The 19,178-nt window shown below is 72.5% G+C and carries 16 protein-coding genes; 13 read left to right on the top strand and 3 right to left on the bottom strand.

The window, feature by feature from the left end; genetic code table 11:
- Positions 1-150 precede the first annotated feature (150 nt).
- The 9 genes from ACFMQL_RS19680 (at position 151) to ACFMQL_RS19720 (ending at position 7,017) form a co-directional block, all read left to right on the top strand.
- Positions 151-900 (top strand): hypothetical protein, encoded by a 750-nt coding sequence (locus tag ACFMQL_RS19680; RefSeq protein ID WP_378786381.1) that lies wholly within the window; start codon positions 151-153, stop codon positions 898-900.
- Between the two features lie 130 nt (positions 901-1,030).
- On the top strand, positions 1,031-1,627 hold the full coding sequence (locus ACFMQL_RS19685) for a hypothetical protein (RefSeq protein ID WP_364060323.1): 597 nt from the start codon (positions 1,031-1,033) through the stop codon (positions 1,625-1,627).
- Between the two features lie 121 nt (positions 1,628-1,748).
- A complete protein-coding gene (locus ACFMQL_RS19690) occupies positions 1,749-2,282 on the top strand; it encodes a hypothetical protein (RefSeq protein WP_378786383.1) in 534 nt (177 codons plus the stop codon).
- 54 nt (positions 2,283-2,336) lie between these two features.
- Positions 2,337-3,152 carry a hypothetical protein gene (locus ACFMQL_RS19695; protein WP_378786384.1) on the top strand — a complete coding sequence of 272 codons (816 nt, stop codon included), beginning with the start codon at positions 2,337-2,339 and terminating at the stop codon, positions 3,150-3,152.
- Positions 3,149-4,633, top strand: coding sequence for a hypothetical protein (locus ACFMQL_RS19700; RefSeq protein WP_378786386.1), 1,485 nt, complete (start codon positions 3,149-3,151; stop codon positions 4,631-4,633). The genes ACFMQL_RS19695 and ACFMQL_RS19700 overlap by 4 nt, the downstream gene beginning before the upstream one ends.
- On the top strand, positions 4,567-4,791 hold the full coding sequence (locus tag ACFMQL_RS19705; RefSeq protein WP_378790281.1) for a hypothetical protein: 225 nt from the start codon (positions 4,567-4,569) through the stop codon (positions 4,789-4,791). Before ACFMQL_RS19700 ends, ACFMQL_RS19705 begins: the two co-directional genes overlap by 67 nt.
- Positions 4,737-5,528, top strand: coding sequence for a GlxA family transcriptional regulator (locus ACFMQL_RS19710; RefSeq protein WP_378790182.1), 792 nt, complete (start codon positions 4,737-4,739; stop codon positions 5,526-5,528). Before ACFMQL_RS19705 ends, ACFMQL_RS19710 begins: the two co-directional genes overlap by 55 nt.
- Before the next feature lie 222 nt (positions 5,529-5,750).
- Entirely contained in the window at positions 5,751-6,332 is a 582-nt protein-coding gene (locus tag ACFMQL_RS19715; protein WP_364060341.1) for a hypothetical protein, read from the top strand.
- Entirely contained in the window at positions 6,316-7,017 is a 702-nt protein-coding gene (locus ACFMQL_RS19720; protein ID WP_364060344.1) for an OmpA family protein, read from the top strand. The genes ACFMQL_RS19715 and ACFMQL_RS19720 overlap by 17 nt, the downstream gene beginning before the upstream one ends.
- 187 nt (positions 7,018-7,204) lie before the next feature.
- Here the strand turns inward: ACFMQL_RS19720 and ACFMQL_RS19725 are convergent, their stop codons facing one another.
- Both ACFMQL_RS19725 and ACFMQL_RS19730 read right to left on the bottom strand, forming a co-directional pair.
- Complete coding sequence (locus ACFMQL_RS19725) at positions 7,205-8,299, bottom strand: trypsin-like peptidase domain-containing protein (RefSeq protein ID WP_364060347.1); 1,095 nt, start codon at positions 8,297-8,299, stop codon at positions 7,205-7,207.
- Between the two features lie 5 nt (positions 8,300-8,304).
- Positions 8,305-9,759, bottom strand: coding sequence for an AMP-binding protein (locus tag ACFMQL_RS19730; protein ID WP_364060350.1), 1,455 nt, complete (start codon positions 9,757-9,759; stop codon positions 8,305-8,307).
- A gap of 2,534 nt (positions 9,760-12,293) precedes the next feature.
- Here ACFMQL_RS19730 and ACFMQL_RS19735 point away from each other — a divergent pair.
- Both ACFMQL_RS19735 and ACFMQL_RS19740 read left to right on the top strand, forming a co-directional pair.
- A complete protein-coding gene (locus ACFMQL_RS19735) occupies positions 12,294-13,076 on the top strand; it encodes a hypothetical protein (RefSeq protein WP_378786390.1) in 783 nt (260 codons plus the stop codon).
- 74 nt (positions 13,077-13,150) lie between these two features.
- Positions 13,151-15,328 carry an acyl-CoA dehydrogenase gene (locus tag ACFMQL_RS19740; protein WP_378786391.1) on the top strand — a complete coding sequence of 726 codons (2,178 nt, stop codon included), beginning with the start codon at positions 13,151-13,153 and terminating at the stop codon, positions 15,326-15,328.
- A 105-nt stretch (positions 15,329-15,433) separates the two neighbouring features.
- Here ACFMQL_RS19740 and ACFMQL_RS19745 read toward each other — a convergent pair whose 3' ends face one another.
- Positions 15,434-17,260, bottom strand: coding sequence for a hypothetical protein (locus tag ACFMQL_RS19745; protein WP_364060359.1), 1,827 nt, complete (start codon positions 17,258-17,260; stop codon positions 15,434-15,436).
- Between the two features lie 80 nt (positions 17,261-17,340).
- Between ACFMQL_RS19745 and ACFMQL_RS19750 the strand changes: the two genes are divergently transcribed.
- Positions 17,341-18,915: a hypothetical protein gene (locus ACFMQL_RS19750; RefSeq protein ID WP_378786394.1), complete on the top strand. Its 1,575-nt coding sequence runs from the start codon at positions 17,341-17,343 to the stop codon at positions 18,913-18,915.
- Between the two features lie 121 nt (positions 18,916-19,036).
- Positions 19,037-19,171 (top strand): hypothetical protein, encoded by a 135-nt coding sequence (locus ACFMQL_RS19755; RefSeq protein ID WP_329584535.1) that lies wholly within the window; start codon positions 19,037-19,039, stop codon positions 19,169-19,171.
- Positions 19,172-19,178 lie beyond the last annotated feature (7 nt).

The following is a 19,178-nucleotide window of genomic DNA, read 5'->3' on the forward strand; positions in this document are numbered from 1 at the left end:
CGTACTGCTCGCCCGCGCTGTAAGGTGATCCGGGGTTTCGTGCGTTTCAGGACCGGTCTGGTCACAGATCTGCCACTCCGTCACTACCCACTGCTGCCGGTGTGCTTAGGTGTTGCTCTGACAATTCCTGTGCTGGAGTGGGGTTCAAGCGTGTCAAGGTTCGACTGGCGCCATTCGGGGTTCGCGCCGCTGGTGGGGCTTCTGGTGTCCGCGGTGCTGCTGATGACCGGGATGGTGCGCCAGTTACTGCAATTCGTGGGGGCGACCACGGCGCCGGGGGCGGCTGAGCTGGTGGTCACGTTGATCATCGCGGTGTTCCTCACCACGGTGTTGCGGATCGTACGGGCGGTGCCCGACATCAGGAAGGAGAGCGTCGCGACGGCCCGGGCCTCGGCCAGCGTGCAGGCCGTGCGGCCCAGCGATGACACGCTGGTCGGGCGGCGGCTGCGGCTGTTCAAGGAGGCGGCCGAGGCCGGCGGCGACGCCGAGGCGGTGCTGAGCGCGCGCTCCGCGCTCGACGACACCGAGATGGTCAACAAGCACCACATCGATCACGCCCTGATCTGGGCGCTGCCGGTCTTCGGCTTCATCGGTACGGCGCTCACCATGGCCACGATGGTCGGCTCGTTCGGCAACGCGCTCGACAACCGGGGCGACCCCGGCGTGCTCATCACGGCGCTCAAGCAGCACGTACTGCCCGAGCTGGCCTCCGCGTTCGGCGTCACCATGATCGCGCTGTTCCTGAGCGTGCTCGCGTTCGGCGCGATGGCGCTGATCGAGCGGGCCGAGCGGGCCAGCGTGGCGGCGGCCGACGAAGTGTTCCTCGTCTACCTGGCCCGGCTGCCCGGCGCCTCGAAGGGCGGCTCATCCGCGCCCGCCGGCCCGAGCTGCGCGGGCTGACGCAGGAGCTGGCGCAGTCCAGGGACAGGACCGAGGAGCTGATCAAGGGCATCGACGCGCTGCGCACGGCGGTCGAGCGGCTGAGCGCCGTCGAGAGCAAGCCGCAGAAGTACACGCTGGTGAGGGAGCAGTGAGAAAGCAGGCCACGCGGTCGTTCGCGCCACCGCTCGACCTGCGGTTCATCGACCTGTTCATGGCGATCGTGCTCGCCCTGTCGTTCGTGGCGATCATGCTCACGGTCGTGGCGCGGATGCTGCCCACCGAAGAGACCACGCAGCCGCCGCGCAGGCAGACGGTGGCGCAGCTGGAGCGGAAGCTCCAGGAGGCCGAGCAGGCGCGGCAGGCGGCGGAGGCGGAGCTGCGCGCGACCAAGGAGCAGATCTCCGAGCAGACCGCGTTCGCGCTGCCGTGGTGGCTGATCGGGTTCTGCGCGCTGCTGGGCGTCCTGGCCGTGTTCATGAACTGGCGGGTGCGGCTGTGGAACAAGGGCAGCCTGCCGCGCTGGTGGACATGGGCGCTGGTCACCGTCGTGGTCGCGGTCGTCACCGTGGTGATCAGAGAGCTGAGCGACGGGCAGGGCTACCTGCTGCTCGCCGAGATCCCGTGGTGGGCGGCAGACGTGCTCTGCCTGGGGCTGCTGCTGGTGGCGTACGTGCTGATCACCGACATTCGCGACAGGCAGCGCGAGCTGCGCGATATCACGGCGAAGTACGTACCTGATCGGTAGTAGGGTTCCGGACGGACTGGCCGCGGGACTCCGGTGCGGCTTCCGGAAACCGCCTTTGCCGCGACCTTTCGCAGTTCGCGCCCCCATTCCCCGGCCAGTCCGAGACCACGTCCGGGGAGCCATGGAGACCTACGCCGATCTGATCGAGTGCGAGGACGTGCTGCTCTTCGCCAACGCCGCGATCACCTCGACCGGCCAGCGCGAGTTCCACAGCGACGCCGGGCGGCAGCGCCTCTCCCTGCGCTTCTTGCACGACTACATCCACACCAACTATCCCGGCCTGTACGCCGCCACGCTCGCCCTCGACATCAACGACCACAACGCGGCCCTCATCATCGCCGGGCTGCTGGGACGCAAGGGCGGCGTGGACGCGGGCGAGGCGCGGCTGATCTCCTGGCGGCTGGGCAGGATGAGCCCGCCCCGCGCGTACCGGCTCTTCGGCGAGCTGCGGCGGGCCGGCGTCAACAACCGGCGCACCCGCGCGATCGTCCGCGACTGGCTGGCCGCGCGGCCCGACCTGGCCTTCGACGCGGTGAAGTACCGGGCGGGGGTCAAGGCCGCGGTCCGGCACGCCCACCTGAGGCCGCCGGGCGAGCTGGGCGACTTCCTGTTCGCGCCGTTTCGCCGATCCCATTACGACACGCCGCTGCTGTAGGCGTGGCGGCGGGCGCACTACGACAAGAACGCCCTGTACGAGCTGCCGTACACGGTGGCCGAGGGCTTCGCCGCCCGCCACGGCATCCCCAGGGACCACTTCCTCGAGCACATCGCGCCCCGGCTGACCCGGCTCGAACGGCTGCGCCTGAGCGGTGCCGCCGAGCGCGACGGCCTCGGCACCGACGCGGATCTGGCCGCGCTGCCGCTGGTCAGGGTGGCCTCGTACGTGCTCTCGCTGGCGGCGGACGTACGCGAGCGGCGGCGCGACGAGCTGGTGTCCGCGCTGCGCGCGGCCGCGTCGCGGGCGGCGGGCACCCGGGTCGGCACCTGGGGGCACGTGGTGGCGGTGCTCGACGACAGCTTCTCCTCCTTCGCCTCCCCGCAGAAGCGCCGCCGGCCGCTCGCGGTCGCGCTGGCCTGCCACTACCTGCTGGAGGCGCTGGCAGGTGACTACCACGGCCTGTGGCTGTCGCGGCGCGACGACCCGCTCCAGGCCCGCCCGACCGGCCCGACCCCGCTCGGGCGGCGCGTCATCGACGCCCTGGAACGGCGGCCCGGCCTGCTCGTCATCGTCTCCGACGGCTGGGACAACGCGCCCCCCGGCCTGGCCTGCGAAGTGCTGCGGGTGTGGCGGCGCAGGCTCGACCCGGCGCGCGAGGTGGGCATCGTGCACCTCAACCCCGTCTACGACGCCGAGCGGTTCGAGGTGCGGCGGCTGTCCCCTGTCGTGCCGGCGGCTGGCATCAGGGACGCCGAGGACCTGCCCGCGCTGGTCGAGCTGGCCAGGTTCGCCGAGGGCCGCAGCGGGGCGGCCGAGCTGCGGGCGTACCTCGCCGAGCGGGCGGCGCGGGCGCTGGAGGCACGATGATCGACCTCACCGGGCTGGAGACGCGGCCCGCCCAGACCTGGGGCGCGCTGCGGCTGGTGCCGCTCGTCCGCCGCGCCCCCATCGAGGACCTGCGGCTGCACGCCAAGGTGTACGGCGACGAGCTCTCCGTGGTGACGCTGCCCGACAGGTCGCTCTACACCGCGTACGTGCCGCACGCGTGCGTCGCGTCGTGGACCGCCGACGGCACCCCGGCGGCGGCGTACGGCACCCAGCTCGGGCAGCCGCTGCGCCACGTGCCGATCAGGATCCGCCGCAGGATGGCCCGCAGGGCCGACAAGCACCGCCTGCGCTTCCTGCCCCTGCACCTGGCCGTCGAAGGCTTCCTCGCGCTCCACTTCGGCGGCCCTGAGACGGCCTGGGACGAGTGGTCGCGGCAGGCGCTCGCGCACGGCCTGTCACCGCGCATCGAGGAGGCGTACAGCGGGGCCGAGGTACGCGGCCTGGAGGACGCGCTGAAGGTCTTCGAGATCCACCCCGGCCAGTGCGGGCTGCTGCTCTACGCGGGTGACACGCTGGCCACGGCCTTCGTGGTGCCGCACCCCGAGGACTACCGCGCGCTGCACCCGACGCTCGTCCGCGACATGTACGGCGACCTGATCCACGAGTACGCGCTGTACTACCCGGCGCGGGATTTCACCGCCGAGCTCGACGCCGACGCCATCGGCTCGCTCGCCGACCTGCGGGAGGCGGCCGCCCGCGTCGAGCGGGAGTGGGCGGAGTTCCACGACTCGGTGATGGCGGCCGGGCCGCTCGGCGCACCCGACCGGGTGACACCGCCGCCGCGCTCGGCGTCACCGAGGCCGAGCTGGGGATGCGGCTCGCGCGGGCCGGGTTCGGGCACCTGCTGCGGCAGGACGTCCTGGACGGCTACCGCAAGGCGGTCAGTGACGGCAGCCGGCGTACTCGTCGAGGCGGCGCAGCATCGCCGCCAGCATGAGCGGGAACATCCCGACGTGCGCGACGAGCATGAGCACGCCGCCGTCGATGGCGCCCGCCCACAGCAGCGGGAACAACGGCACGGCCGGGGCGAACATGATCGCGCACATCTCCAGGGTCGGCGCCCAGCGGTGCCCGCGCACTCGCATCCACGCGGCCATGCCGATGGACATGTCGAGCGCCATCGCCAGATACCACAGCTCGGGCTGCTCGGCGTGCGAGAGGCCGAGGCCGGCGGCGGAGCGGAGCATGCCGATGAGGAGCATCCCGGCGAACATCGCGATGATCATTTCGACGTAGTGGAGGGCGAACCTGCCCCAGTTGCGGCCGGTACGGGCGGCGGTGGTGGTCGTCGTCATGTCCCGACTGTCGCCGCCGGGGTCCGCCGGGGCCAAGGAAGGCGGCCGGACATGTCCGGAAACTTGGGTTCTCGGTCCGCCGGACCTACAGTCGAGCCATGGACCGACGACGGTTCGTCGTGGTGGCGTACGAGGCGGCCGAGCTGCTCGACATCGCCTGCGTGACCTCGACGCTGGAGAGCGCCAACTGGCACGGCGCGTTGCCGTACTACGAGTACCGCGTCGCCACCCCCGGGGACGCCCCGTCACCACCGGCACCGCGCTGCGCATCGACGCGCAGCTCGCGCTCGAACGCGTCAAGGGTCCGCTCGACACGCTGCTGATCTCCGGCGGCATCGGCTACGCGGACGCCGCGGCCGACCCGCTCGTCGTCGGCCACATCAGGCGGCTGGCCCGCGAGAGCCGCAGGGTGGCGTCGGTCTGCACCGGCGCGTACGTGCTGGCCGCCACCGGGCTGCTCGACGGCCGTCGCGCCACCACCCACTGGAAGCAGGCGCACGAACTGGCCGGGCGCTTCCCCGGCGTGACCGTCGACCCCGACCCGATCTTCATCCGCGACGGCAACGTCTCGACCTCCGCCGGCATCACCGCCGCGCTCGACCTCACACTCGCCTTCGTCGAGGAGGACAACGGCACCGAGCTGGCCAGGACCGTCGCCAGGAACATGGTCACCTACCTGCAGCGGCCCGGGAACCAGGGCCAGATGAGCATGTTCGTCGAGCCGCCGTCGCCCGCCGACGGCCTGGTCAGGCGGATCGTCGAGCACATCGCCACCCACCTGCGCGACGACCTCGGCACCGCCGCGCTCGCCGCCGAGGCGGGCGTCAGCGAACGCCACCTCACCCGCCTCTTCATCAAGCATCTCGGTCTGACCCCCGGCCGCTACGTCCGCAGGGTCCGCACCGAGGCCGCCGCCCAGCTGCTCGCCACGACGTCGCTGCCGTTGGCCGCGGTCGCCGCGCGCTGCGGGTTCAAGACGGCGGAGACGTTGCGGCAGGCGTTCATCGACCGGTACGGCATCCCGCCCTCCCGCTACCGGATGACCCAGGCCGCAGGCTGAGCCCGATACCGGAGACCTTGATGGCGCGGTTGAGACCGTTGTGCGAACTCTGGCAGAGTTTGACCCCACTTGGCGATGGCGCCAGGGCAGGGCGAGGCCGAAGGGCTCGCGCACAAGACGCGAACGCGGCGTGACCAGCGCGTGTGACCCGATCATCCGGACATCGAACGCCGCCCGCCTGTGGTGAGGCCGAACATCCCCGACGACGAAGGTGGACCACACATGCGAAAGTTGTTCGCACCGGCCGTCGCGGCTCTCGCGCTGGCGGGTTGCGGCGTGATCCCCGGCCCGCCGGGCACCGGTGACGGCGAGTCGCCCACGACCGGCGCCGCCGCCGCTCAGCCCACCCAGGAGACCTCCACTCCGGCGCAGCAGCCGCCCGCCCAAGAAGCCACCGTGATCGCCACCCGCACCGCCAAGGTCAGCGCCGGCGACATGACCGGCGCCGCCAGGGTGGACATCACCTCCCTGCGCCGCCAGGGCAAGACCGCCAGCCTCACCTGGACCATCACCGCCACAGAGGGCAAGGTCAACGTGCACAACGGCCTGGGCAAGGGGCCGCTCGACCTGACCGTCTCGAAGGTCTCCCTCATCGACCCCGTCAACGCCAAGCGCTACCGGGTGGCCCGCAACGGCACGACCGAGGACGCCGAGTGCGTGTGCTCCGGCACCCAGGGGCAGTTCCTGGAGCCGGGCGAGTCCTCCACGCTGTACGCGGTCTTCGCCGCGCCGCCGCCGGAGGTCACCAAGGTCGACATTGAGATGCCGATGTTCGGCGTGCTCGACGATGTTCCGATCTCTTAGCGTCGCGCTCGTCCTGGCCGCCGCGTCCGGCCTGATGCCCGTGTCCGCCGCGGCGGGGTTGTCGTCGGCCGCTGCGGTGGGGTCGCCGCCGGTCGCCGGGGCCGCGTCACCGCTGGTCGCCTCGTGGGGGGCGTCGCCGGTCGCCGGGGCCGGGTTGCCGCCGCTCGCCTCGTCGGGGGCGTCGCCGACGCCCGCCCCCACCGTGCCGGACGGCGCCGCCGGCCCCGTCGAGGACCTGGTACTGCCCGTCGAGGACATCATCGGCGAGGTCGAGTCGATGGACGGCACCGAGAGCGAGATCACCCAGGGCAAGCAGGTGACGGTCGCGGTGACCAGCGACGTGCTGTTCGCGCTCGACAAGTGGCAGCTCACCGCCAAGGCCCGCGACCGCCTCGCCAAGGTGGCGCGCAAGGTCCAGGACGAGGTTGACGGCGGAGTCGTCAAGATCGAGGGCCACACCGACGACCAGGGCACCGACGCCTACAACCGCACGCTGTCGATCCGCCGCGCCCAGGCGGTCGAAAAGGTCATGCGCGGCCTGCTCGCCGGCTCCGGCGTCACCCTCCAGGCCCGGGGCTTCGGCGAGAGCCGTCCCAAGTTGCCGAACGTGGTCAAGGGCAAGCCGGTGGAGGAGAACCGCGCCAAGAACCGCCGCGTCGAGATCATCTTCACCGCCAAGCAGTAGGACGCGCGGTCGCCCGGGAGCGGACCTCGGGGAGCCGCCCCGGAGCGGCGGCTTCGCGGCCGTCCAGGAGCGGTGACTGGGGGAGTGGGGCTGGCGCGGCGGCCGCGGGAGTCGTCCGGCAGAGGAGGCTCCGCCCGGTCACCCCAGGAGGAGTAACCGGCTGAAGCAGCGGCCTGGCTCTGGTCGCTCAGTCGGCTTGGAGTTCTCCAAGGGTGACGGTGACGGTCTCCTCTGTGCCGTCGGCGCGGATCAGGCCGACCTTGACACGAGCGCCGGGCTTGAGCGTGGTGATGGTCTCGGCCAGGGCCGCCATGGTGGGCGTCTCCTTGCCGTTGATCGAGGTGATGACGTCGCCGGGCCGGATGCCGGCCTTCTCGGCGCCGCCGCCGCTCTCGACACCGGCGACCCCGACGCCGCTCGGCTGGCCGTCCGCGTCGATGACCGTGCTGCCCCTGATGCCCAGGGCGGCGCGGTGGCTGTTGGTGACCTTGCCGTCCCTCACGATCTGGCGGGCGATGTCGGTGGCCGTGTTGCTCGGGATGGCGAAGCCGATGCCGGGCGCGGCCCCGCCGCCGAGCTGCGGGTCGGTCGCGGCGAGCGTCGGGATGCCGATCACGTTCCCCGACAGGTCCACGAGCGCGCCGCCGCTGTTGCCGGGGTTGATGGCTGCGGAGGTCTGGATGGCGCCCGCGATGGTCGCGCCGGGCGAGCCGGGGTCCTGGGGTTCGGTGACCGTACGGCCGAGCGCGGAGACGATGCCGTCCGTCACGCTGCCGGACAATCCGAGCGGGTTGCCCATGGCCAGCACGATCTGCCCCACCCGCACCTTGGACGAGTCGCCGAACCTGGCCGGGCGCAGCCCGTCCGCCTTGTCCACCTTGATGACCGCGAGGTCTCCGGCCGGGAACGCCTTGACCAGCCGGGCCGTCCTGGGCGCGCCGCCCGTGGCGATGGTGACGCTCATCCGCGTGGCCTGCCCGACCACGTGGGCGTTCGTGATGATGTGCCCGCTGCGGTCGAACACCACGCCAGAGCCCAGCCCGACCTTCGTGTTGATCTGCACGATGGACGGCAGCACGTCCGTGATCACCTTCTCGTACGCCGCCTCCAGCGCCTGAGGCGTGGACGCGGGAGAGGGCGTGGCGGTGGACGGGGGCGTCGCCGTGGAGGCGGGAGCCGAGGTGGTGGGCGTCGTGGCGGCGGGAGTGTCCGTACCCGTGGTCGTAGGGGGAGGACCGCAGCCTGCGAGCAGCACTCCGGCGGCGGCGAGTCCTGCGGCCATTCCCCTCATGGGGATGTGAACTGCCCAGCCGACTCAGAAAGATACGCTTCCCGGACGTTTCTCCTGCTCAGCTTGCCGGTCGGCGTGCGGGGCAGCGACTTCCGGTACTCGATCACCCGGGGGTGCTTGAGCCTGGCCAGGCGCGGCGCGCAGTGGCGCAGCAGCTCGGCGGTCAGCTCGTCATCGCCCCTCACCCCGTCGGCCGGCTGGATCAGCGCCACCACCTTCTGCCCCCACTCCGGGTCGGGCACGCCGATCACCGCGACGTCGGCCACGGAGGGGTGTTCGAGCAGCGCCGCCTCGACCTCCGCCGGGTAGATGTTGACGCCGCCGGAGATGATCAGGTCGGTACGCCGGTCCAGCAGGAACAGGTAGCCGTCCTCGTCGAGGTAGCCGATGTCGCCCGGCGTGTAGTCGCGCCCGCGCATCGACGCGGCCGTCTTGTCGGGGTCGCCGTGGTACTCGAACCGGTTGATGCCGCCGATGTAGACCAGGCCGGGCGTGCCCGGCGGCACCTCCTTGCCGTCCTCGTCGACGATCGTGAACGACATGCCGTCCAGCGCCTTGCCCACCGTGCCCGGCTTGGCCAGCCACTCCTCCGACGACACCATGGTGGCCACCGCCGCCTCCGTGGAGCCGTAGTACTCCCACAGCACCGGGCCCAGCCAGTCGATCATCGCCTTCTTCGTGGCCGGCGGGCAGGGGGCGGCCCCGTGGTAGAGGTGCGTCAGCGAGGACAGGTCGTACTTCTCCTTGTCCGGTACGTCCAGCAGGCGGTGGAACATCGTGGGCACCATGAACGCGTTCGTCACCCGGTACCGCTCGATCAGCTCCAGCGTGGCCACCGCGTCGAACCGCTCGGGCGCCACGATCGAGTGCCCGAACTGCAGCGCCATCATCGCCTGGCCGTACGGGGCCGAGTGGTAGAGCTGCGAGCACACCAGGTGCACGCCGTCCATCGGCAGCCCGAAGTGCCGCCAGCTCTTGCGCATGAGGATCGGGTACAGCTCCTCCGGCGTCAGGTCCAGCAGGCGGCGGCGCACGCCCTTGGGGCGGCCGGTCGTACCCGAGGTGTAGAGCATCATCGAGCCGGCCTTGCGCAGAGCCGGCGGGGTGGCGGGCCGGCCGTCGATCAGCTCCGCCACCGTGAGGGCGTCCGGCGAGATCACCGCCTTGGCCTGACAGTCGGCCACGATGTAGTCGATCTCCTCGGTGGTGAAGTGCCAGTTTACGGGGACGAGGTAGACGCCGATCTGGTACGTCGCCAGCATCATCGTCAGGGCGTCGAGCCCGTTCTTCAGCACGGTCACCACGCAGTCGCCTTGGCCGGCTCCGAGCGAGGTCAGGCCGTTCGATGCGCGGTTGACGCGATCGAGCAGCTCTCCGTAGGTCGTGCCCTCGTCGCCGAGGAGGGCGGGGCGTTCTGGGTCGTGGGCCGCGATCTCGTAGAAACCCCTCATGCTCCGTGAGATTACAGAATCATCTTCTGGTGGGGGAATAGCGGAAATATCGTGCTCCTGGGTGCCGTAACCTCATGGCCATGGCGGACGACGGCGACCAGACACCTACGAATGACCCACCCACCACTCCGTTCCGCAAGATCGTCCTGCCCGCGGAGGAGACGGTCAAGATCTCCCTTCCGTCGGCGTCCGACCCGTCCGCCCCAGTGAAGCCCGGCACGTCTGACCACGCCGCCGAGGGGTCGGGCAAGAGCACCGCTGCAGGAAAGGGCGCCGGGCCGGGCAAGGGCTCGGCCGCGGCCGCGGGCGCGGCTGCGGCCGGTGTCGCTTCGTCAGGCAAGGCGGCAGGCGCCGGCGGCGGCCAGGCGACCGGCTCCAAGCCGAGCGCCGCTCCCACCAAGAGCGCCGCTCCGGACAAGAGCGCTGCTCCGGACGCCGATCCGGATAAGAGCACTGCGGCGAAGCCGGGAGCCGCTTCCGGAGCAGGCGGTACAGCCCAGCAGGGCGCTGCTTCTGGGCCGGGTGGTGCGGCCAGAGAGAGCGCCGGCGCTGGATCGGGTGGTGCCGCCCAGCGGGGCGTTGCGGCCGGGCAAGACGGTGCGGCGAAGCAGGGTGCTGGGGTCGGGGTAGGCGGTGCCGCTCAGCAGGGCGCCGGTGCCGGGCCGGGTAGCGCTGCCCAGCAAGGTGCTGCTTCGGGGCCGGGTGGTGCGGCGGAGCAGGGTGCTGCTGGGCAGGGCACCGGTGCCGGGAAGGGCGCCGGTTCGGGAGCGGGCGCTGCCTCAGGAGCGGGTGCTGGTGGTGCGGCTGCCGGGAAGGGTGCCGGTGCTAGGGCGAAAGCCAGGCAGGGGCATGTCCCGCCCGTGGGCACCGAGACGGAGCTGGGGCGGCTGGTTGCGCCGCTCCCGCCGGCCGGGCAGGACACCGGGCGGAAGGGCGCGCCTGGACCGGCTACCGGTGGCAACGCGGCTCAGGGCGCACCGCCTTATGGCGCGCCGGGGCCGGTCTCGGGACCGCATCCGGTGCCGCCGGGCACCGCTCCCAATGTCGGTGCCGGTCCTAACACCGGGCCGAACGCCGCGCCCAACGCGGGGCCGAATGCCGCCCGTAACGCGGGGCCTGGGCCGTATCCGGGTGGGCCTGTGCCGCCGCCGGGTGCGGGGCCGATTGCCGGTGCTTGGCCGAACTCGGGCGGGCACGCCGTCCCGGGGCCTCATGCGGGGCCGGGCGGTCACGGGTCTGGGCCTCAGGCGGGGCCGGGCCCGCAGGGTTCAGGGCCTCATGCGGGGCCGGGCGGTCACGGGCCTGGGGCTCAGGCAGGGCTGGGCGCTCAGGGGTCAGGGCCTCAGGGGCCGGGCATGGGTCCGGGGCCGTATTTCGGGCCTGGCCCGAACTCCGGGGCGAACCCTGTGCTGCCAGGTGTCGGCCCCCACGGGCCTGGGCCGCAGACCGGCCAGCCGATGCCGCCGGGCAGCGGTCCCAACGTCGCACCCAATGCGGGGCCGGATGCCGCCCCTAACGCGGGGCCTGGGCCGTATCCGGGTGGGCCTGTGCCGCCGCCGGGTGCGGGGCCGATTGCCGGTGCTTGGCCGAACTCGGGCGGGCACCCCATCCCAGGGCCTCAGGCAGGGCTGACCGGTCACGGGCCGGGGGCTCAGGCGGGGTCAGGTGGTCACGGGCTTGGGCCTCAGACGGGGCCGGGTGCTTACGGGCCGGGGTCTCAGGGGCCGATGCCGGGCTCCGGACTCAACCCGATGCCGGGCTCCGGGCCCAACCCGATGTCGGGTTCGGGGCCCAATCCGGTGCCGCCCCATGGGCCGGGCATGCCCCCGGCCGGGCACCCCATGGGACCGGGCCCGCAATCCGGCCCCAACCCAGTCCCGGGCACCGGTCCGCAGGCAGTGCCTGGCACCGGTCCGCAGGCGGTGCCTGGCACCGGTCCGCAGGCGGTGCCTGGCGCCGGTCCGCAGGCAGTGCCCGGCACCGGCGCGCAAGCAGTGCCTGGCACCGGCTCGCACGCAACGCCTGGCACCGGCTCGCAGGCAGCGCCCGGCGCCGGCTCGCACGCAACGCCTGGCATCGGCCCGGCCGCACCGGGACAGGCCGCAGAGCCGGCGGCCGGGGTGGCTCAGGCTCCGGGGCAAGGACCCACTCAAGGGCCAGGGCAGGGGCCCGCCCAAGGGGCGAATGTCGGTCCGGGGCAGGGGGCCGTCCAGGGGGCGAATGTCGGTCCGGGGCAGGGGGCCGTCCAGGGGGCGAATGTCGGTCCGGGGCAGGGGGCCGTCCAGGGGGCGGATGCTGGTCCGGGGCAGGGGCCCGTCCAGGGGGCGGATGCCGGGGTCGCTGGTGTGCCTGACGCCGGAGCGGCCGGTGGGCCTGACGCCGGGGCTGCGGGTGGGCCTGATGCCGGAGCGGCCGGGGGGTCAAGCGCCGGAGCCTCCGGCGGGTCTGACACCCCGGCGGCCAATGGGCTCAACGCCGGGCCGGGGCAGCAGCAACCTGAAGAGCAGCGGTTCGGGCAGCCGGGGGTGCGGCCGTTGGTGCCGCCGCCGAAGCGGCGCGGTATCGGCGACATCCCGATCAGGGTCGTCTACCTGTTCGGTGCCATTGTGGCGACCGTGCTGGCCGTTCTGCTGGTGTTCGTCGTCTTCTCCGGTGACGTGCCGAAGAACGAGCCGGAGGAGGTGGTGCAGGTGGCTCCGGTGCCGACGACGCCGACGCCGACGCCGACGGCGTCTGCGACGGCGAGCCCGTCGCCGACGCAGAGTCCTATCGTGCTGCCACCGGCCCCGGCGAGCAAGAAGTTCGCGACGTTCTCCGGCAAGGCGTCCGCGGTCACGGGCACGATCACCGACAGGAAGGCCGGTATCACGTATCCGCGGCTGGCTTCGCCGTGGAAGGCGAGGTCGTATTCGCCGTTCTCGGTGGCGCAGCGCATCGGCAAGGTGGAGGCGCCGTACACGGTGATCGCCTCGGCGATGCTGCCGGGCGAGGCGCCGGAGAAGAAGCCGTCGTCGAACGCCGACTACCGGGAGATCGCCACGCAGGCGGCCCGGTGGACGATCCGCACCCAGTTCCCGGAGGGCGCGACGCTGGAGGAGTGGACGGCATCGATGAAGAACCCGGTGGGCAAGGGCTGGACGCTGGGCTTCAAGGTGACGTACACCTCGGGCGGCAAGAAGCAGACGGCGCAGGCGATGGTCTCGGTGGTCGAGGTGGGCAAGACGAAGCCGGCGATGCTCATGGCCTCGATCCCCGAGGCGAATAAGGCACGCTGGCGAGATCTGAACACGCTCGCGCAGCAGGTTCGCCCGATCTGACGGGCAGCCTAGGCCAGAAGCATCCTCTAGAATATGGTTCTGCGCATGACTCGGACCTGGCTGGAGGATGAGTAATGGCGATCGGGTTGAGCGAGGAGCACGAGGCGCTCCACGAGTCGGTGAGCGGCTGGGCCGAGCGGAACATCCCCTCGGAGCTGGTGCGCGCGGGCTCGCAGGGGCGCCCGCCGTTCTGGACGGGCCTGGCCGAGCAGGGGCTGCTCGGCCTGCACGTGCCCGAGGAGCACGGCGGCTCCGGCTACGGCCTGCTGGAGGCGGCCGTGGCCATCGAGGCGCTGGCCGAGCGCATGGCGCCCGGCCCGTACGTGCCGACGGTGCTGGCCAGCGCGGTCATCAACGCCTCGAAGCGCCCGGAGCACCTGGAGCGGTACGCCGACGGCACGCTGACCGCCGCGCTCGCGCTGACGGGGAACCTGACCGGCACGCGTACGGAGGACGGCTCGCTGGTCGTCTCCGGCACCGCCGAGCCCGTGCTGGGCGGTTCGCTCGCCGACTCGCTGGTGCTGCCGGTCACCACGGACGACGGCGAGGAGTGGGTGCTGATCGAGGCGGCCTCGGCCACGGTCACCGAGCTGAAGTCGCTCGACATCACCAGGCCGGTCGCCAAGGTCGAGCTGGACGGCGTGACCGTGCCCGCCTCCGGCATCCTGGGCGGCGTGCAGCGCTCCGACGTGCGCGCGATCGCGGCGATCCTGCTCGGCGCGGAGGCCACGGGCCTGGCGTCGTGGTGCGTGACGGCCGCCGCCGAGTACGCCAAGGTGCGCGTGCAGTTCGGCCGCCCGATCGGCCAGTTCCAGGGCATCAAGCACAAGCTGTCGCGCATGCTGGTGGCGCTGGAGCAGGCCCGCGCCACGGTCTGGGACGCCACCCGCGCCGAGGGCAAGGAGCTGGAGTTCGCCGCCGCCGTGGCCGGGGTGATGGCCCCCGACGCGGCCGTGCGGTGCGCGAAGGACGCCATCCAGACGTTCGGCGGCATCGGCTACACGTTCGAGCACGACGTTCACCTCTACTACCGCCGCGCGCTCACCCTGCGCGCGCTGCTCGGCTCGTCGGCCGACTGGGCGGCCGAGGTGGCCGAGCTGGCCCTCTCGGGCGTGTCGCGGGAGATGGAGATCGACCTGCCGGAGGGCGCCGAGGAGCTGCGCGAGTCGATCCGCGCCGAGATCGCGGAGATCGCGCGGCTTGAGGGCAAGGAGCAGAAGCGGGCGCTGGCCGATCGCGGCTTCGTCATGCCGCACCTGCCCAAGCCGTGGGGCCGCGGCGCCAAGCCGCTCGAGCAGGTGCTGATCGCGCAGGAGCTCAAGGCCGCGAAGGTACGCGTGCCCAACATGATCATCGGCGCCTGGGTGGTGCCGTCGATCGTCGCGTACGGAACGCCGGAGCAGCAGCAGCGCTTCCTGCCCAAGACGCTCAGCGGCGAGATGATCTGGTGCCAGCTCTTCTCCGAGCCCGGCGCCGGCTCCGACCTGGCCTCGCTGCAGATGAAGGCGGAGAAGGTCGAGGGCGGCTGGAAGCTCAACGGCCAGAAGATCTGGACGTCGGTCGCTCACGTGGCCGAGTGGGGCATCTGCATCGCCCGTAACTCCAACGAGGGCTCCAAGCACGAGGGCATCACGTACTTCCTCGTGGACATGAAGGCCCCGGGCGTGACGGTCAGGCCGCTGACGGAGATGACCGGCGAGAACCTGTTCAACGAGGTGTTCCTGGACGACGTGTTCGTGCCGGACGACCTGGTCGTGGGCGAGGTGGGCCAGGGCTGGAAGGTGGCGCGCAACACGCTGTCCAACGAGCGCGTGTCGCTGTCGTCCGGCTCGGGCGGCACGGGCGCGTCGGTGCCCGACCTGCTGGGCCTCGCCGGTCGCCTCGGCAGGGAGCTGACGCCGGTCGAGAAGCAGCGGCTGGCCGAGGTGGTCTGCGAGGGCCACTCGATCAACGCGCTGTCGCTGCGGGTGACGCTCAAGCAGCTCGCGGGCAGCGAGCCCGGCGCGGACGCCTCCGTACGCAAGCTGCTGTCCACCTCGCACGCCCAGCACGTGTCGGAGACGGCGGTCGAGCTGCTCGGCGCCTCCGCCGTGATCGCCGCCGACATGAAGCTGGGCGACGCCGGCTACTGGAACAGGGCGGTGCTCGCGACCCGCGCCATGACGATCTACGGCGGCACCACCGAAGTGCAGCTCAACATCATCGGTGAGCGCATGCTCGGCCTGCCGAGGGACCCCGAGCCGGGCAAGTAGTCCGGAGGCGGCCCGGTCGTTCCAGGAGGCCCGGTCGTTCCAGGAGGCCCGGTCGTTCCAGGAGGCCCGGTCGTTCCAGGGGGCCGGTCGTTCCAGAGGGCTCGGTCATTCCAGGGGGATGGCCGGGCCGTCCTCGTCGGGGACCGGGTGGCCGATCCTGATCTCGCCGACGCAGGCGGCGGGACCTTCCGGCACGCGCAGGAACAGGTCCGTGCCCTGGCCGTGGACCTGCACGAACGTCCTGCCCAGGTCCTTCCCGGCGGGCACGCGGGCCTCGCCGGGGCCGCCCAGCCGGACGGCGAGGGTGGTGGGGGCGGCGTTCAGGTAGGAGATCTGCGCGGTGTAGGCCCCGCCGGGCAGCGGCGCGGGCAGACGGAAGCGCACCTCGCCCGGCCCGACGGGCACGCACGCGCGCTGCGGCACCCGCAGCCCGCGCACGGTCACCGGCCGCAGCCGGCCGCGCGCATCGAACGTCAGCGGGTCGCGCACCGGCCCGGACAGCTCCCGCGTCCACGTCACCGGCCACGGGCGCGGCACGCCGAGGAGCCTGGAGTGCCGGGCGTACTCGTGGAAGAAGGCCGGGGAGGCGACCTCGGGCGGCACGTACGTGTCCAGCACCACCGCACCCGCCGGAACCTGCGCCAGCGCCCGCGAAGCCGTCCTGACGTAGTCGCGCACGGGACCGCCGAGCGGCCGGTCGGCGTACGCGGCCACGGACCACACCGAGCCCGCGGCGACGGCGGCGGCCAAAGGCGCCCACGCCCACCGCCACCGGGGGAGCGGCCGCCGCCACGGGTGCTCCTCGCCGTCGAGCGGGATGAAGGCGAGAGCGGCCGCCAGCGACACGACGGTGGCGGTCGCGGCGAGGTAGCGCAGCTCGTGGCCGAGCACGCCGGGCCCGAGCAGCTCGATGCGGCCGAGCAGCACCGGCACCACGTCCGCGAGCAGGAAGTAGCCGAGCAGCGTCAGCCAGGCCGCCCAGGCGCGCCGCCGGTGCCGCAGCGACACCGCCACCGCGACCGCCGCCACGGCCAGCGCGGCCCAGGCGAGCGGCGCGGGCGTGGCCGACATCGCGTAGTCGTCGCCGATCGGCCGCCACTGCCAGGGCCCGCCGAGCGCCGACGGCACCAGCGCGCGGAAGCCGAGCACCCACGCGAACTCGGCCGCCGTGCCCGCGCCGGGCAGCTCGGGCGTCTGCGTTCTGTCGTTGAGCTGCACGGACCCGTAGAGGCCGGTGAAGAACACCGCCGCGTACGCCGCCAGGATCACCGCGTACGGCACCCAGGCCCGCCAGAGCCGCCACCACCCGCGCGGCCGCAGCCAGACGGCGGTCACCACCAGCAGGAGCACGGGGATGAACGCGGCCTTGACGAAGAACAGCAGCCCGAACACCGTCCACGCGCACGCCGCCACCAGGTGCCGCGCCCGCCCGCGACGCACGTACAGGGTGTGCGAGGCGAGCGCCATCGGCAGCGCGAGCTGCAGCGGCAGCGTCTCCAGCACCGCCGCCCACCACGACAGCGACGGCACGGTCATGGGCGTCACCAGGTAGAGCCCGAGCGGCACGAGGATCGCGGGCCTGGGGCCGAACAGCACCCACAGCAGCCGCAGCATGGCCAGGCTCGCCCCGGCCTGCAGCGTCATCGTGGTGGCGTGGGCGAGCGGCTCGTTGTAGCCGCCGAGCCTGGCCATCGCCCAGGAGATGCCGAAGCCGCCGGGCAGCAGGTGCCCGACGTCCACCCACATGAGGTAGTCCCAGGTGAGGCCGCTCTCCTGGCCGCGGATGATGTAGTGGAAGTCGTCCTGGCGGAAGTACGTCCGCCTGACCAGCTCGTACTTCCACACGAGCTGCACGACGACCATCACGAGACCCGCCGCCAGCACGGCGTCGCGCCCGCGCAGGCGCTGTAAGACGCCTTCGTCCATGATCACCCCGTTCTCCCCCGCGCGCAGCGTAACCAGGGATGGTCCTCAGGGGAACGGCCGTGTCCCGGTTGTGATGTCATAGCGGGATGTCCCAGTCCGCCCGCGCCGGGCTCGCCGCCGCCCTGCTCGGGCTCGTGCTCGGCTGCCTGGCGCTCGGCCCGGCCCTGGGCTGGGGATTCGTGCTGATCCAGGACATGGTGTTCGTGCCCGAGCCGGAGTTCTCCCGGTTCACGTTCGGGCTGGCGGGCGGGGCGCCGAGGGTGGTGCCGAGCGACGCCGTGGTGACCGCGCTCGCCCAGGTGCTGCCCGCCGAGCTGGTGCAGAAGGCGATCCTGCTCGGCATCTTCGTGCTCGGCTGCTCGGGCACGGCGCTGCTGGTGCCGTCGGCGTCGCTCGGGCCGCGCCTGGTCGCGGGCGCCTTCTACGTGTGGAACCCGTACGTCGCCGAGCGGCTGCTCATCGGCCAGTGGGCGCTGCTGCTCGGCTACGCCGGGCTGCCCTGGGTGGTGCGCGCGGTCTGGTCGCGGCAGCGGATCGCCCTGGCGATGCTGCCGGCCGCCGTGGGCGGGTTCGCGGCGATGACGGTGACCGCGATCACCGCGCTGCCGGCCGCCCTGTCCACTGCCCTGTCTTCTACCGAGAGGTCCGCCGCTGGGCCGCGCTGGAGGACGGTGGCGCGGGTGGCGGCGCTGCTCGCGCTGTTCAGCCTGCCGTGGCTGGTGCCGGCGGCGCTGCGGCCGTACGGGATCGAGGGCGACCCGGTGGGCGTGGCCGCCTTCGCCTCCAGGGCCGACACGCCGTTCGGCGCGGTGGGCAGCCTGCTGACGCTGGGCGGGATCTGGAACGCGTACGCGGTGCCGCCCGGCTACGGCAACCCGGTCGGCGCGGCGGCCAGGCTGGTGCTGACACTGGCGGGCGCGGTCGCGTTCCTGCGCGGCGGCATGCCGGGCAGGTGGGGACTCGCCGGGGCCGCCGCCATCGGGCTCGCGGTGGCGTCGGTGGGGGTGACCGGGCCCGGCAGGGCGGCGTTCGCGTGGGCGGTGGAGCTGTGGGGCGGCTTCGGGGTCTTCAGGGACGCCCAGCAGTACGTGGCGCCGCTCGCGCTGATGGCGGCGCTCGGTCTCGGCCTGCTGGCCGAGCACGTGGCGGCGAGGAAGGCGTGGGTGGCCGCGCTGGTGCTGGTGCCGGTCGCGGTGCTGCCCACCCTGGCGTGGGGCGCGCTGGGGCGGCTGGAGGCGGTGCGCTACCCGGAGGGCTGGACGGCGGCGCGCGAGATCATCGAGCGGGACCCCGAGCCGGGGGAGGTGCTGGTGCTGCCGTTCGAGTCGTACCGGCGCTTCCCCTGGAACGGGCACCGGGCGGTGCTCGATCCGGCCCAGCGCTTCTTCGCGGTGCGGGGGCGGCGGGTGGTGACCAACGACGCCGTACGCGTCGGCGACATGGTCGTGCGCAGCGAGGACCCGCGCGCCCAGGAGGTAGAACGCGTACTAGTCGGGCCCGCGCCGGATCTCCGCGCCGCCGGATTCCGCTACGTGATAGTGGACGCCGGGACAGTTGCGGAACGTGAGCGCTTCGCGCAGTGGCTACGCAGCGCAAGGGTCCTGGTCGATGCCGGTGACCTGCGGTTGTACCGGTTCGGCGGCCGGGTGGCGGCCCCCTGACGCCGATCGGTACGCTCGTCAGCGGTTTTGTTAGAGTTTGGCCTAGCTACTTCCCAGTAGCAAGAATTGGTTCTAAGTTGAGGGACGCCCGCACTACCCGCCCGCTTCAGGAGGAACCCCGTTGATCAAAGTCCTCTTAGCAGCGATCATCGGCGTAGCCGTGGCGGCACTCGTGGCCACGGTCACGACCGTGTCCTTCACCGGCGCCACGGCCACGCCGGTCAACCAGCCGCTCTACAACTACGGCGACCGGTAACCAGAAG

This window comes from Nonomuraea fastidiosa (assembly GCF_042751225.1).
GTDB lineage: Bacteria > Actinomycetota > Actinomycetes > Streptosporangiales > Streptosporangiaceae > Nonomuraea > Nonomuraea fastidiosa.